General features: G+C 64.8%; 18 protein-coding genes and 1 tRNA gene. 10 read left to right on the forward strand and 9 right to left on the reverse strand.

The window, feature by feature from the left end; translation table 11 throughout:
- Nucleotides 1–8: 8 nt before the first annotated feature.
- Complete coding sequence (arsB, locus tag A7D27_RS23105) at nt 9–1,088, reverse strand: ACR3 family arsenite efflux transporter (protein WP_170832323.1); 1,080 nt, start codon at nt 1,086–1,088, stop codon at nt 9–11.
- A 110-nt stretch (nt 1,089–1,198) separates the two neighbouring features.
- Here arsB and A7D27_RS28965 point away from each other — a divergent pair, with 110 nt between their 5' ends.
- From A7D27_RS28965 to A7D27_RS23150, 9 genes are all read left to right on the forward strand, one after another.
- On the forward strand, nt 1,199–1,981 hold the full coding sequence (locus tag A7D27_RS28965; protein ID WP_069561560.1) for a metalloregulator ArsR/SmtB family transcription factor: 783 nt from the start codon (nt 1,199–1,201) through the stop codon (nt 1,979–1,981).
- Nucleotides 1,982–2,003: 22 nt separating this feature from the next.
- Nucleotides 2,004–2,474, forward strand: coding sequence for an arsenate reductase ArsC (locus A7D27_RS23115; RefSeq protein ID WP_069561589.1), 471 nt, complete (start codon nt 2,004–2,006; stop codon nt 2,472–2,474).
- 18 nt (nt 2,475–2,492) lie between these two features.
- Complete coding sequence (arsH, locus tag A7D27_RS23120) at nt 2,493–3,203, forward strand: arsenical resistance protein ArsH (protein WP_069561559.1); 711 nt, start codon at nt 2,493–2,495, stop codon at nt 3,201–3,203.
- Nucleotides 3,204–3,222: 19 nt separating this feature from the next.
- Nucleotides 3,223–3,723: a cyclin-dependent kinase inhibitor 3 family protein gene (locus A7D27_RS23125; RefSeq protein ID WP_069561558.1), complete on the forward strand. Its 501-nt coding sequence runs from the start codon at nt 3,223–3,225 to the stop codon at nt 3,721–3,723.
- Nucleotides 3,724–3,746: 23 nt separating this feature from the next.
- Nucleotides 3,747–4,751: an ArsJ-associated glyceraldehyde-3-phosphate dehydrogenase gene (locus A7D27_RS23130; RefSeq protein WP_069561557.1), complete on the forward strand. Its 1,005-nt coding sequence runs from the start codon at nt 3,747–3,749 to the stop codon at nt 4,749–4,751.
- 18 nt (nt 4,752–4,769) lie between these two features.
- Entirely contained in the window at nt 4,770–5,993 is a 1,224-nt protein-coding gene (gene arsJ / locus A7D27_RS23135) for an organoarsenical effux MFS transporter ArsJ (protein WP_069561556.1), read from the forward strand.
- 299 nt (nt 5,994–6,292) lie between these two features.
- Nucleotides 6,293–6,388, forward strand: a tRNA-Sec gene (locus A7D27_RS23140).
- Nucleotides 6,389–6,859: 471 nt separating this feature from the next.
- On the forward strand, nt 6,860–7,423 hold the full coding sequence (locus A7D27_RS28840; protein WP_240923360.1) for a hypothetical protein: 564 nt from the start codon (nt 6,860–6,862) through the stop codon (nt 7,421–7,423).
- On the forward strand, nt 7,420–7,686 hold the full coding sequence (locus A7D27_RS23150; protein WP_069561555.1) for a hypothetical protein: 267 nt from the start codon (nt 7,420–7,422) through the stop codon (nt 7,684–7,686). Before A7D27_RS28840 ends, A7D27_RS23150 begins: the two co-directional genes overlap by 4 nt.
- 86 nt (nt 7,687–7,772) lie before the next feature.
- Here the strand turns inward: A7D27_RS23150 and A7D27_RS23155 are convergent, their stop codons facing one another.
- The 8 genes from A7D27_RS23155 to A7D27_RS23190 form a co-directional block, all read right to left on the reverse strand.
- A complete protein-coding gene (locus A7D27_RS23155; protein WP_069561554.1) occupies nt 7,773–8,066 on the reverse strand; it encodes a hypothetical protein in 294 nt (97 codons plus the stop codon).
- A 49-nt stretch (nt 8,067–8,115) separates the two neighbouring features.
- Nucleotides 8,116–8,616, reverse strand: a complete 501-nt coding sequence (locus A7D27_RS23160; RefSeq protein ID WP_069566218.1) for a GNAT family N-acetyltransferase — start codon at nt 8,614–8,616, stop codon at nt 8,116–8,118.
- Nucleotides 8,613–9,107, reverse strand: coding sequence for a GNAT family N-acetyltransferase (locus A7D27_RS23165; protein ID WP_069566219.1), 495 nt, complete (start codon nt 9,105–9,107; stop codon nt 8,613–8,615). Before A7D27_RS23165 ends, A7D27_RS23160 begins: the two co-directional genes overlap by 4 nt.
- Nucleotides 9,108–9,115: 8 nt before the next feature.
- The gene (locus tag A7D27_RS23170) at nt 9,116–9,676 is read right to left on the reverse strand and encodes a DUF4136 domain-containing protein (protein WP_069566220.1); all 561 of its coding nucleotides are present in this window, start codon (nt 9,674–9,676) and stop codon (nt 9,116–9,118) included.
- 94 nt (nt 9,677–9,770) lie between these two features.
- Nucleotides 9,771–10,370, reverse strand: a complete 600-nt coding sequence (locus A7D27_RS23175) for a DUF4136 domain-containing protein (RefSeq protein WP_069566221.1) — start codon at nt 10,368–10,370, stop codon at nt 9,771–9,773.
- Between the two features lie 50 nt (nt 10,371–10,420).
- A complete protein-coding gene (locus A7D27_RS23180; RefSeq protein WP_069561549.1) occupies nt 10,421–11,173 on the reverse strand; it encodes a methyltransferase domain-containing protein in 753 nt (250 codons plus the stop codon).
- Complete coding sequence (locus A7D27_RS23185) at nt 11,170–11,475, reverse strand: nucleotide pyrophosphohydrolase (protein WP_044411248.1); 306 nt, start codon at nt 11,473–11,475, stop codon at nt 11,170–11,172. Before A7D27_RS23185 ends, A7D27_RS23180 begins: the two co-directional genes overlap by 4 nt.
- 77 nt (nt 11,476–11,552) lie before the next feature.
- Complete coding sequence (locus tag A7D27_RS23190; protein ID WP_044411250.1) at nt 11,553–12,410, reverse strand: MaoC/PaaZ C-terminal domain-containing protein; 858 nt, start codon at nt 12,408–12,410, stop codon at nt 11,553–11,555.
- A gap of 183 nt (nt 12,411–12,593) precedes the next feature.
- Between A7D27_RS23190 and A7D27_RS23195 the strand changes: the two genes are divergently transcribed.
- The gene (locus A7D27_RS23195) at nt 12,594–13,598 is read left to right on the forward strand and encodes an AraC family transcriptional regulator (protein WP_044411304.1); all 1,005 of its coding nucleotides are present in this window, start codon (nt 12,594–12,596) and stop codon (nt 13,596–13,598) included.
- The last annotated feature ends 214 nt before the right edge of the window (nt 13,599–13,812 follow it).

Raw genomic sequence — 13,812 nt, forward strand, 5'->3', positions numbered from 1 at the left:
TGACCCCCTTAGCGATTGTTGAGGCTGCTCTCGTACCAGTTGCGAGTGCTGTTGACCATGCGTACCAACCAGAGCATCACAGGCACCTCTATCAGCACCCCGACCACGGTTGCGAGTGCGGCTCCCGAGTTGAAACCGTACAAGACAATCGCCACGGCTACAGCCAGCTCGAAGAAGTTCGAGGCTCCGATCATGGTGGCCGGGCCTGCCACGTCGTGGCGCACTTTCAAGGTATGGCAGAGCCAGTAACCCAGCGCTGCGATAAACAGTGTCTGCACCAGCAGGGGGATCGCAATGATGCCGATGACCAGCGGCTGCTCGACAATCGACTCACCCTGGAAGGAGAACAACAGCACCAGGGTCGCCAGCAGAGCCAGAATGGAGAACGGCGAGATCTTTGCCAGGGCCTTCTGAAAGTGGGCTTCGCCACGCTTCATCAAACGGGCTCGCAGAAACTGGGCAATAGCCAGCGGGATGACGATATACATCACCACCGAGAGCAGCAGGGTGCCCCATGGCACCGGGATCGAGGACACGCCTAGCAGCAACGCCACAATGGGGGCGAAGGCGAACACCATCACCAGGTCGTTGACGGCTACCTGAGTAATGGTGAAGTTGGCATTGCCGTTACACAGGTTGCTCCAGACAAACACCATCGCCGTGCAGGGCGCTGCACCCAACAGGATCAGCCCCGCCATGTAGCTATCCAGCTCCTCGGCAGGCAGCCAGTCCGCAAACAGCACCTTGATGAACAGCCAGCCAATCAGCGCCATGGAAAACGGCTTGATCGCCCAGTTGACGAACAGGGTGACGCCCATACCGGCTTTTTGCTGGCGCACCTCATGCAGCGCCGCGAAGTCGATCTTCATCAGCATCGGAATGATCATCACCCAGATAAGCAGCCCCACTGGGATATTCACCTTCGCTACTTCCAGGGCGCCAACGGCCTGAGCTGCTTGGGGCGCAACCAGGCCCAGCACAGTGCCCGCCACAATGCACAGGAACACCCACAGGGTCAGGTAGCGCTCAAACACCCCCAGCGGGGCCCCAGAGGCCTGCTTCATTGCGACTTCACACGCATTTGTCATCTTTGCTGCCTATCCTCAAACACTTGGCGCGCCGACGTGGCGCATATTCACTTTACTGCATATTCGAAAAATAATATATTTGGCCGTGTGCATCTTTGATAGAGATCAACATGAGCCAAAAAAAGCGCGTCCTGTTCCTCTGCGTTGCGAATTCAGCACGCTCGCAGATGGCTGAAGCCCTGCTACGCCACACCGACTCGGAAAACTTCGAGGTCTACAGTGCAGGTTCTGCCCCCACGGAAGTCGACATCCGAGCACGCGATGCGCTGGAGCATCTTGGTGTTTCCACTGACGGGCTTTATAGCAAGTCCATCGAGCAGGTCGCTGGCGAGCCTTTCGACTATGTGATCACGCTGTGTGACAAGTCTGCCTTGGAGTGCTTGGCACTGCCTGGCGCCGGCGAGTACATCGCTTGGAACTTCGAAGATCCGGTGACCAGCTCGCAGAAAGACGCCTACCGCAAGACCCTGCATGAGATTCACGAACGGATAAAAATGTTCGTGCTGATTAAAAACAGGCCGACTCAAGAGCCCGCTGGCAGCCAACCCATGTCACCAACCGAGGTATTCAAATGCCTGGCCGATGAGACGCGAGCACGAATCGCTTTGCTGGTGACCCTGGAGCAGGAACTGTGTGTCTGCGAACTGACCTCGGCACTAGATGAGGCGCAACCGAAGATCTCCCGACATCTGGCCCTGCTGCGAGGCTGCGGTCTTCTGGAAGATCGCCGCAATGGCCAGTGGGTGTACTACCGCTTGCACCCGCAGTTGTCGGGATGGGTGACCGATATTCTGAAGCAGACCCTGGACAACAATGCCGAGTGGTTGCGCCAGGACGTACAGCGTCTCTGGCAAATGCGTGATCGTCCTGGTCGCAATCCCGCCTGCGATTGAATGCCCGGCACTGGGGATGACCATGAAAGTTCTCTTTCTCTGCACCGCCAATAGCTGCCGCAGCATCCTGTCGGAGGCCATCTTCAACGCGCTGGCACCGAAGGGCATGCGGGCCTTTAGCGCGGGCAGCCACCCTAAGGGAGAAGTAAATCCATTGGCTTTGAAGGCACTGCTTGATGCTGGCTTCGATGTTGAGGGGCTGAGTAGCAAATCAACCGATGTCTATCAGTCTCTAGCCCCTGACATCGTCATTACCGTTTGCGACAAGGCCGCCGGAGAAGCCTGCCCTGTGTTCTTTGGCCCGTCGATACGTTGCCATTGGGGGCTGAGTGACCCATCCGAAGTAAACGGTTCTGAGGCAGACATCACCGCTGCGTTTGCAGCCACCATCCAACAGATCCAGAAGCGGGTGAACGCATTTATCGCGCAGCCCTTCGCACAACTCGATAGCGATGCGCTCAAAGTCGAGTTGAACAGAATCGGCTCGCTGTAGCCCAAGAGGTACAAGCCCATGATCGACAACCTGCCCAACGTCGCCGAGGAGCTGTTTGATCGCTCTATCCCGGAAAACCTGGGCCTCGCCGAGGACGAGCACAAACCGCGCATCCTGCTGCTCTATGGCTCCAATCGTGAACGCTCCTACAGTCGGCTGCTGACTCAGGAGGCGGCACGTTTGCTGGAGGCCTTTGGCGCGGAAACCCGAATCTTCGATCCGTCCGGCCTGCCCATGCCGGACGATGCCGACAGCAGCCACCCCAAGGTCAAGGAACTTCTCGACCTGGTGCTCTGGTCGGAGGGTCAGGTCTGGTGCTCCCCCGAACGGCACGGCGCCATGACCGGGGTGTTCAAGTCGCAGATCGACTGGATACCGCTGTCCATGGGTGCCATCCGCCCGAGTCAGGGCAAGACCCTGGCCGTGATGCAGGTCTGTGGCGGCTCGCAATCCTTCAATGCGGTTAACCAGATGCGTGTGCTGGGGCGCTGGATGCGCATGTTCACCATCCCCAACCAGTCTTCAGTAGCCAAGGCCTACCTCGAATTCGACGAGGCCGGGCGCATGAAGCCCTCCAGCTATTACGACCGCGTGGTGGACGTCATGGAGGAACTGGTCAAGTTCACTCTGCTGCTGCGCGGGCGTAGCGACTATCTGGTCGACCGCTACTCGGAACGTAAAGAGTCCGCCGAAGAACTTTCCAAGCGCGTCAACCAGCGCGCTATCTGACTGCCAGGAATCACGCTCGATGAATCATCCCTACGACCTGCTCAGCATCCCCGGCATCAAGGGCAAGCTGATCCTCACACCCTGCCCCGGCACCAAGAACAGCAGCCTTGCCGATTCGCTGACCACGCTCAAACAGGCCGGCGCCTCTGCCGTGATCAGCCTGATGCCGGCGAGCGAACTGGCAGCCAACGGGGCCGAGGACATCGGCAAGCAATGCCAAGCGCAGGACATGGCCTGGTTCCACCTGCCGGTCGCGGATGAGCAAGTGCCGCTTGAGAATTTCGGCAAGGGCTGGAAAGCCTCCAAACAAAACATCCTTGAATTGCTCAACGCCGGCCAGGACATCGCCATCCACTGCAAGGGCGGTTCGGGCCGCACCGGGCTGATTGCTGCGCGAATCATGATCGAGGCCGGCATTCCCCGCGCCGACGCCATTGCCCTGGTGCAGGCCCTGCGGCCCAAGGCCATTCAACACCCGGCGCATCTCAACTGGATCTCCCAGTTCGGTGCCTCCCACTAACTCCGGCAGCTGAGTCGAAGAAAATGGCTATCAAAATTGGTATCAACGGTTTCGGTCGCATCGGTCGCTTAGCGCTGCGCGCCTCCTGGGACTGGCCCGAGTTCGAATTCGTCCGCATCAACGATCCGGCTGGTGATGCCGCCACCCATGCGCACCTACTCAACTTCGACTCGGTGCATGGTCGTTGGCACCACGAAGCCAGTAGTGACGGCGATTGCGTGGTGATCGGCGGCAAGCGCATCCAGGTCACCGCCAACAAGGCGATTGCCGACACCGACTGGTCGAACTGCGATCTGGTGATCGAAGCCAGCGGCAAGATGAAGACCGTGGCGGTATTGCAGGCCTACCTGGATCAGGGCGTGAAGCGCGTGGTGGTCTGTGCGCCCGTGAAGGAGAAAGGAGCACTGAACGTGGTGATGGGCGTCAACCAGCAGCTGTTCAATCCCGCCGAGCACCGCATCGTTACAGCTGCCTCCTGTACCACCAACTGCCTGGCTCCAGTGGTCAAGGTGATCCACGAGAGCCTCGGCATCCGCCATGGCTCGATCACCACCATCCATGACTTGACCAACACCCAGAGCATCCTCGACACCCCGCATAAAGATCTGCGCCGTGCCCGCGCCTCGGGTATGAGCCTGATCCCGACCACCACCGGCTCGGCTACCGCCATTGCCGAGATTTTCCCCGAGCTGCGCGGCAAGCTGAATGGCCATGCCGTGCGGGTGCCGTTGGCCAACGCCTCGCTGACCGACTGCGTGTTCGAAGTCGAGCGTGCGACCACGGTAGAGGAAGTCAATCAGTTACTGAAGGCAGCTGCCGCCAGCCAACTGAAAGGCATCCTCGGCTACGAGGAACGCCCGTTGGTCTCCATCGATTACCGCACCGACCCGCGTTCCTCGATCATCGATGCGCTGTCGACCATGGTCGTCAATGGCACCCAGGTGAAGCTGTACGCTTGGTACGACAACGAATGGGGCTATGCCAACCGCACCGTGGAGCTGGCCAAGCTGGTCGGCCTGGCCGTTTAACCGAGTAGGGATGCAAGCATGAAGGCGTTGTCAGCCCTAGCCCCGGAGGTCAAACAGTACCTGCTGGTGACCGGCAACTACTGGGCATTCACCCTCACCGATGGCGCCTTGCGCATGTTGGTGGTGTTGCACTTCCACAGCCTGGGCTACAGCCCCTTGCAGATTGCCGCGCTGTTTTTGTTCTACGAGATCTTCGGCGTGGTCACCAACCTGGTGGGCGGCTACCTCGGCGCCAGGCTGGGCCTCAATCGCACCATGAACATCGGCCTGGCCATGCAGGTGGTCGCTCTGCTGATGCTCACCGTGCCTGCCGCCTGGCTGACCGTGCCCTGGGTGATGGGCGCGCAGGCGCTGTCGGGGATCGCCAAAGACCTCAACAAGATGTCGGCCAAGAGCTCCATCAAGCTCCTGGTGCCCGATGCCCAGCAGGGCACACTGTACAAGTGGGTGGCGATCCTCACCGGCTCGAAGAATGCGCTCAAGGGCGTGGGCTTCTTCCTCGGCGGCGCCCTGCTGGCCGTGCTCGGTTTTGCCGGCGCGGTACTGGTCATGGCTGGGGTGCTGGCGGTGATCTGGATCGCCAGCCTATTCCTGCTGAAGAAGGATCTGGGCAAGGCCAAAGCCAAACCAAAGTTCAAGGACATCCTGTCCAAGAGCCGGGCGATCAACATCCTCTCAGCCGCGCGCCTGTTCCTCTTTGGCGCCCGCGACGTCTGGTTCGTGGTCGCCCTGCCGGTTTACCTGAGCACGGTGTTCGGCTGGGACTTCTGGATGGTCGGCGGCTTCCTGGCCAGTTGGATCATCGGCTACGGCATCGTGCAGTCCTTCGCTCCAGCCCTCACCGGCAAGCGCAACGGGCATGTACCCGATGGCCGCGCGGCGTTTCTCTGGGCTGCTCTGCTGGCCGGTATTCCCGTTGCCATTGCGGTGGGCCTGGATAGCGACTTGTCCAAGCAGGCGGTACTGGTGGGCGGGCTGCTGATCTTCGGTGCCGTCTTTGCCATCAACTCGTCGCTGCACAGCTACCTGATCGTCAGCTACGCCAAGGAAGACGGCGTGTCGCTGGATGTCGGCTTTTACTACATGTCCAACGCGCTGGGCCGGCTGGTCGGCACACTGTTGTCCGGCTGGGTCTTCCAGCAATACGGGCTGCAAGCCTGCCTGTGGGTCTCCAGCGGCTTTGTCGTCCTGACTGCACTGATCTCCATAAGCCTGCCAAGACATCAGCAGCCGGCGACCTAAGCCAACAGGCCAGTTACTCCGTTGGCGGACGAGGCTGCGCTTGCAGTTGCGTGGCGAAGCCTGATCGTTGATGTCCGCTATTGGCCGACACCAGCCCGATGCTACTGGCGACTCCCAGCCAAAAGCGGGCATTCCAGGCCGAGTGCAGGCGGTTGGAAAACCAAGATGCTCATGCGATATGCTCGCCGCGCTCTAGGGCATAGGCGGACGCGCTAGCGGTCGTCGAACTATCGACGCTTCGTAGACACTCCACGTGAGGTCGGCAACGGAGCTGACGCGAAAGCCCTACAGATCAACAAGGAAGGCAATCACGCCCGGTGGCGTGGCCGGGCTTCAAACCCGGTGGGGGACGGCAGCCGTTCCTGGGTGGGTTCGACTCCCACTGCCTTCCGCCACGTTCCCTCCCTTCTTCACTGTCCTGACCGGATGCAATGCGCGGATGTCTGACCAGAAGAGTTCTTCCGGGAACATCTGCGAGCCGTTGTATTGGAAGGTGAGGAAGTGCGGGGCGTCGTAGACGCCCTCCATCGCCATCACCACACCGACGATATGCACGCAGGTGAAGGTGGGCTCCGGGATGTCGGGCCAGTTCAGTTCTATCCAGGCGGTGCGGCCCATCAGCGCGCAGGCGGCGTCGAAGGTGAAGTCAGCCATGCTCAATCTCCTTTCAAACGGGGTGCTGTGGAACATGTCCATAACGCCAGGCTGAACTTTCTTGCAGGCAGCCCCGGCCCTTCCAGTTCCTGGCAGGTTCCTTCAGTATTCGTGGGTTTCGATGCGGCTTAATGGCAAATAATTAGTCTGTCGCGCTCACGGTGCTGACAAATATTTTGTCAATCAAATAAATTGTCTGGCTAGGGTTCAGGATGATTGAGGATCGGCTTCGGTTTCTGGTGCGCCATCTCGGTGCGGCCCGCCTGGCAGGTGTGACTGCAATTGAACGCAGACGCTGGCAGACCGTTGCGACCAACTACGCTGTAAAAGCCCGCGTAGAGGACCTTGAGGCGCTGATCCAGGCGTTTCCGCAATACGATCTCTGGCTGTGGCGCGGGCAGGCCGATCCGGAAAACGGTCAGCTCGCCCCCGATATCGAGAACATGCCTGGCACTCAGGCTCCTCCTGTTTCGCCTGATTCACAAAATCTAGTTTATGATGAAAACACATATTCCCGCAATACCATGACGGAAGGTGTGACCGATCGCGTGCTCCATCTGCTCAAGCTAACCAGCTTGAAAGACCTCGCCGAGGTCAACAGCAAGGAATACGTGCGCTGGCAGAGCATCAAGCGCGGCAATGCACGTCTCCGCGCGGATGACCTGGAGAAATTGAGTCGGTTTTATCCACAGTTCCGCTGGTGGCTGCTGACCGGGGAGGTGCTGCCCGAGGCCGGCCAGACCCGCCCCATCGACGTCCCCCCGCCGGACGCATGAGCCGCCTTACCCACCTGATCGAAGCCGCCCGTGGCGACCTGCCGCCCTGGGTGTCGACACCGGCTGAGCGCTGGGACGCCATCGCGAGCGAGTGCGGGCCGGATGAGGTGCTGGAGATCGAGCAGCGCCTCTACGCCTTGCGCTTGGAACTGGATGCGGTGGAGGACTGGGACGGCGACACCCGGGACGATATCCACAAGGCCATCGAACAGTTCCGCCGTCTGCTGCAGTTGGCTGGGGATAAGGCTAGGTGTCAGCGCTGATTTTCCAGCTCTGCGGGTGACACCCGCAGCACTCGCTGATCGGCAAGGCGCTTAGGGGCATCGCGAGCAGCAAGCCGCTTCCGGCCTTACGACGCGCCCACCATCCCAACCAGACGCGCCAGCACCATCAGCACCAAAGCCCCCGCAAACAGCCCAAGGCTGGGCGCGGGCAACCGCTGGCCATCCCGCAGGCTTTGCAGAAGCCGGCCACGCACGACTTGCGGGGCGAGGGCGAGCCCGGCGAACAGGCTGAACATGGCAGCGGTTTCGAGCAGGGCCTGTGGGTTGAAGGGCTGGGTGAGCAGCAGGCTGAGCGGCATCAGCAGCACGATCAGTGCGGTGCCGCGTTGGCGGGCAGTGAGGGTGGTCCATTCGAGCATGGTGGGTCCGTCCAAAATTTTTCGGCGCAGTTTATCGAGGGCTCCGCCCTTAGCCAACAACCCGCCGCATGGCCACGCGCCCGTTGAGGCCGGCTTCACACTCGGCGGCAAGGTGCGCGGCGAGGGCGCTGTCGCAGGCGGCTTCGGCCAGTACCTGAAAGCCCGCGCGTTCGTAGAAGGGGCGGTTCCAGGGCACGTCAGCGAAGGTGGTGAGGGTGAGGCAGGGCAACCCTTCGGCGCGGGCGCGTTCGGCGGCGGCCTCCAGCAGGGCGCGGCCGTGGCCCTGGCCGCCATGGTCGGGGTGCACGCTGACTTCGGCGATGTGCAGCCCCTGGCCCTCACGCTCGGCCAGCAGGAAGCCGACGGCGCGCCCGGCGTGTTCCACCACCCACAGCAACCCGGCCTCTAACCCGCGCTGGAGCACGTCGCGCGGCAGCGTGTGGCCGCGCAGGTGCGCGGGCAGGTGGGTGGTGCTGAAGCGTTCGGCGGCGAGCCGTTCAATGTCGCCCAGGGCGGGCAGGTCGGCGGGGCGGGCGAGGCGAAGGGTCATGGAGCGCTATCTACCAGGGGTTTCTCCATCTGCACCAGGGCCACGCGCTGGCCGCCCGGTGCCTGGCGCTCGACGATGGCGCGGGGCTGGTAGCCGAGGCGGGTGTAGAGCAGCAGGCCGCCGGTGTTGGCGTTGAAGCAGGAGATTTTCATGAGCTTGGCGTCGTAGCCGGCGCGGGCCTGCTGTTCCATCACGCCGATGAGGTACTGCGCCACGCCCTGGCCACGGGCCCAGTCGGCCACGAGCAGGTTGCCGAGGGCGCAGTAGGCGCCTGGTTCCCATTGGTAGAAGTTGGCGAAGCCGGCGATGCGCCCGTCCAGCAGGGCGACGGTGCTGCCCTGGCGCTGGGCGATGGCGTCGGCCAGTTGCTCGACGCTGAAGGGCCAGGTGGCGCGGGGGTAGGCGAAGAAGAGTTCGTCGGCATCGCGGGGGAAGCGGACGACCTCGGCGAGGTCATCCGCGGCCACGGGGCGGTGGCTGAGTGCGGGCATCGTGTGGCTCATCGAGGCGGGTAGTGGTCGAGGATGCGGCCGATGGTGTCGCGGATGGCGGCTTCGCGCTCGGCGGGGCTGGGCGGGGTGGCAGGGAGGATCTGGGCGGCGCTGCCGCGCCAGACGAGCTTGCCGTCCTTGCTGTCGTAGAGGTCCACCTGCAGGGTGCCGACCTGGTAGTCGTAGGTGCGGGTTTCGGTCATGCCGGGGCCGCCCCAGTAGTTGCCCCAGCTACCGCCCCAGTAGCCGCCGTAGTTGGTGCTGACCTGCTGCTGGCGGTCGTCGACGATCAGCCAGCTTTGCACCAAGAGGTCGGCGCGGGCGCCGGGTGCGGCGGGGCGCAGGCCGCGTTGGTCGAGCTGCAGGGTGAGGGCGTCGCGCAGGCGCTGTTCGGTGAGGTCGCTCTTCAGGCGCGGGTCGTCGGGGCGGTACTGCAGGGCGGGCTCTTTCCAGGCCCAACTGCGGTAGGCGCCGAAGTCGCGGGTGCGGTCGTAGTCGCGGTCGATCTCCACGCTCTGGCAGGCGGCCAGCAGCAGGACGGAGGCGAGCAGGAACAGGCGGCGGATCATGGTGGGTCTCCTGGGCCGGGGGGCCTATCCAATCCCATGCCGGGGTGGCCGGCAAGGGTCTGGGTCAAGGTTTTGCACGTTGTCGGGGGGCGCTTCAGCGCGGCGGGTACTCGCCGAGGGCTTCGGCGGTGGCCTCGCGCAGGGCCTGGTTGCGGTCGCTGCGCTCGCCGCTGGCGTCGGTTTCGGCGCTGCCGGTCCACACCACCTGGCCGTCGCGGGCGTCGCGGAACTCCAGGTAGACCACCGCCACCTGCACCTCGTAGGTGCGCACCAGCGGGGCGCTGGCCCAGCCGCCGTAGCGGTCGCCCCAGGGGTCGTTGCCGTAGTAGACGCCGCTGCGGTCTTCGTATTGGCGCAGGCGTTTCTCGAAGCGCAGGCTGGCGCTCACCCGCAGGTCGGCGCCGGCCGGGTCGTGGGCCTGGCGCAGGCCGCGCTGGTCGAGCCCGGCATTGACGATCTCGGCCATCTGCTCGGGGTTGACCCAGGTGTTGCCGGCGGGCAGGCGGCCGTCCTGCCAACTCCAACTGCGGTAGCGGCCGAAGTCGCGCGGGGCGGCGGGGTAGGCGCTGCGGTCGAAGTGGGTGGCGGCGCCGGGCGGGGCCGGCGGCATGGGCAGGGACTGGGCCTGGTAGGGGTTGGGGCTCTGGCAGGCGCTGAGCACCAGCAGGCTGGCGATGAGGGTGGCGCGGTGCATGGTGGCCTCCGTCGAGGCGGGTTCTGGGTGCCCCGTTTCCGGGGCGCTGCTCATAGCGGGCGGCAGATCCAGTGTAGATAGCGCCCCAGGCCGGCGAAGGCCGGGTGACGCCGGTGGGCCAGTTCCATTTCCAGCAGGTCGGCCAGTTCGGCACGGGCCTGGAACTCGCTGGGCATGTAGTCGTGGAACACGCGGATGCCGCTCTGCGCTTGGACACGCCAGTGCGTGCCGAGTTGCGCGGCCAGCTCGCGCGGGTCCAGCGGGCGCTGGGGGGTGAGGCTCTGGCCTTCGCCGGCGAAGCGGTTGCGCCGCAGCTTGCGGAAGTGCCCCTTGAGCAGGTTGCGGTAGATGAGCGCATCGCGGTTGTAGAACGCCAGGGACAGCCAGCCCTCCGGGGCGGTGAGGGCGTGCAGGGCCGGGAGGATGGCGTGGGGCTCGGCGAGCCATTCGAGCACGGCGTGGCAGATGACCAGGTCGAAGCGGCCGTCGAGCTGCTGCGGCAGGGCCTGCCAGGGGGCCTGGATGAAGGTGGCCTGGCAGCCGGCTTCGGCGAAGCGCTCGCGGGCGCCGTCGAGCATCGGTTCGGCCGGTTCGGCGAGGGTCACCTGGTGGCCGCGCTGGGCCAGCCAGAGGCTCATGTGGCCAAGGCCGGCGCCGACGTCGAGCACCCGCAGGGGGCGTTCGGGCAGGGCTTCGCCGAGGTCGGCCTGGAGCACGGCGAGGCGGATGGCGCCCTTGGCGCCGCCGTAGATCTTCTCCGCGAAGCGCGCGGCGAGGGCGTCGAAATGGCGGTCGTCGGTCATGGCAGGAAGCGCCGTTCGCTGTCGGCCAGCTTGTCCAGTACGGCCTGGTTCATGTCGATGCCCAGCTCGCTGCACATCAGCAGCAGGTAGAGGATCACGTCGCCCACTTCCTGGCCGGCGTGGTGGAGGGTGTCGGCGTCGAGCTGGCGGGACTGGTCTTCCGTCAGCCACTGGAAGATTTCCACCAGCTCGGCCATCTCCACGCTGGCGGCCATGGCCAGGTTCTTGGGGCTGTGGAATTGGCGCCAGTCGTTGTGGTCACGAATGGCGTGCAGGCGGCGGGTAATGGCGTCGAGGTTCATGCGGCTCTCCTGGGAGGCCGCATAGCTTGGTGCCGGGGGCGGCGGGGTGCAAGCGCCGCGCAGGGGGGGCGGTGGCGCTAGTCGGCCAGCGGCGCCCAACTGCCGGCCATGTGCGGCAGGTCGTCCTTGCCACGCAGGGCGAACTGGCCGCTGGGGCCGGCGGCGCTGGCCAGCAGGCGCACTTCGGCAGGCAGCAGGACGGGCTTCTGGAAGCGCACTTCCACCTCGTAGCCGGCATCCGGCAGGTGGGCGCCGAGGGCGGCCAGGGTGCGCGCCTTGTTCCACAGGCCGTGGGCGATGGCGCGGGGGAAGCCGAACAGCTTGGCGCTGGGGGCGCTGAGGTGGATGGGGTTGTAGTCGCCGGCGACGCGGGCGTAGCGCCGGCCGATGTCCTTGGCGGCGCGCCAGTGGTCCAGCTCGGTCAGCGGCAGGGCGTCGACCTCCTCGCGCGGGGCGGGCGCGCCGTCCAGGCGCAGGCCCCGGTAGAGGATGCGGCTGTCGCCTTCCCAGAGCAGGCCGAGCTGGTCCTCCAGGCGGGTGATGAGGCTGAAGGTGGCGCCTTTGTCGTGGGGGCGCAGGTCCTGCACGGCGACGCTGACGCGGAACGGCCCGAGGCCGCCGAGGGTGCGCAGCACGCGGATGCGGTTCTCCAGGTGCACCAGGCCGAGCAGCGGGAAGGGGAAGCGCTTGTCGGTCAGCAGTTGCATCTGCAGCGGGAAGGCGAGGATGTGCGGGTAGGTGGCCGGCAGCCGGCCGTTGTCGCCGAAGCCGCAGACCTGGCGGTAGCGCGCCAGGTGGCGGGCATCCACCTCCACCTGGGTGCGCAGGCCGAGGTCGGGCAGGGTGCGCCCGCTGGCACCACGGCGCAGGGCGGCACGCAGGAACAGGCCGGGCAGGGCCGGGAGGGTGGGCAGGTCGAGCCAGTCGGTGGCCATGGGCGATCTCCTCGTTGCGAACGCGATGCAGCTTAGCCGCCCCGCCCGGCGGCACATTGGCCGCGCCGCATGGCGTCCTGGCAGGGCAGTCAATCCGTCCGGGCGGCTCAAGCGCGCCTTGAGCGCACGGTAAAAAGCTGCATAAGATGGCCCCCGCCTCGCATGACAAGAATTCGGAAAATGATGCGTGACCTGACCGACGACGTGGCGCTGATGCGCGCGGTGATCGACGCCCTGCGCGCCAGCGGCGCCGACCCTGACAAGGTGTTGGGGCGGCTCGGCCTGCCTGCGGGCGGCCTGCCCGCCGGACGCTTCCCCCATGCTGCCCAGGCCCAGTTCTGGCGGGCCGCGGCGGAAGAGTGCGGTGAGGAGCATGTCGGCCTTTACCTGGCTGGGCACCTGCCGGCCTTCCACGGCCTGCTGCTGGAATACCTCTTCCTCTCCAGCGAGACCTTCGGCGATGGCCTGCGCCACGCCCTGCGCTACGTGCGCCTGCTCTCCGACACCCTCAATGCCCGCCTGGAAGTGGACGGCGACCGCGCTGTGCTGTCCCTGGGCCAGAGCATCGGCAGCAACCGGCACTTCCCGGAGATGCTCGCCGGGGCGGTGATCCGCCTGTTCCATGCGCTGACCGAAGGTGACTTCATCCCCCGCGAAGTGCTGCTGATGCACGCCGAGGGCGCGCCGGCCGAGCGCTACCAGGCGGTCTACGGCTGCCCGGCACGCCTGGGCGCCGAGCGCTACGCGCTGGTGTTCGACGCCGCCGTGCTGGACAAGGCCTCGCGCCATGCCGCGCCGGAACTGCTGCGCATGCACGAGTCCCTGGCCCGTCGGCAACTGGCGGAAGTGGAACGGCTGGACCTGGTGCGCAAGGTGCGCGAGCTGATCGGCGAACTGCTGGTGGACGGCGGCGCCACCCTGGAACAGGTCGCCGCCCGCCTCAACATGCCCGCCCGCCGCCTGCGCGAACGCCTGGCCATGGCCGGCGTGCGCTTCAACGACCTGGTCACCGACTACCGCTGCCGCCTGGCCAAGGAACTGCTGCTCAAGACCGACGAACGCATCGAGGTGATCGTCGAACGCACCGGCTTCTCCGAACCCAGCACCTTCTACCGCGCCTTCAAACGCTGGGTCGGCGAAACCCCCGTTGAATTCCGCCGCCGAGGCCGCCCCCAGGCTGATGCCTGACCTGTCCCATGCCAGTCCGTAGGATGCGGTGAGCTATGCGAACCGCATCAATCCAAGCCCGGCCCGGGATGATGGGCTTCGCACAGCTCAGCCCATCCTACGAATGCCTCGGCGCCATCCGGTGAGCATCGATCTTCCATGCCTGGGTGCCGGGAGTTGGTGGATGAAAAGAGCGTCATCCCCCCTACGTGAGCCTTCGACACCGACGCCCCGT

Origin of the sequence: Pseudomonas sp. 1D4 (assembly GCF_001728925.1) — a bacterium.
Taxonomy (GTDB): Bacteria; Pseudomonadota; Gammaproteobacteria; order Pseudomonadales; family Pseudomonadaceae; genus Metapseudomonas; species Metapseudomonas otitidis.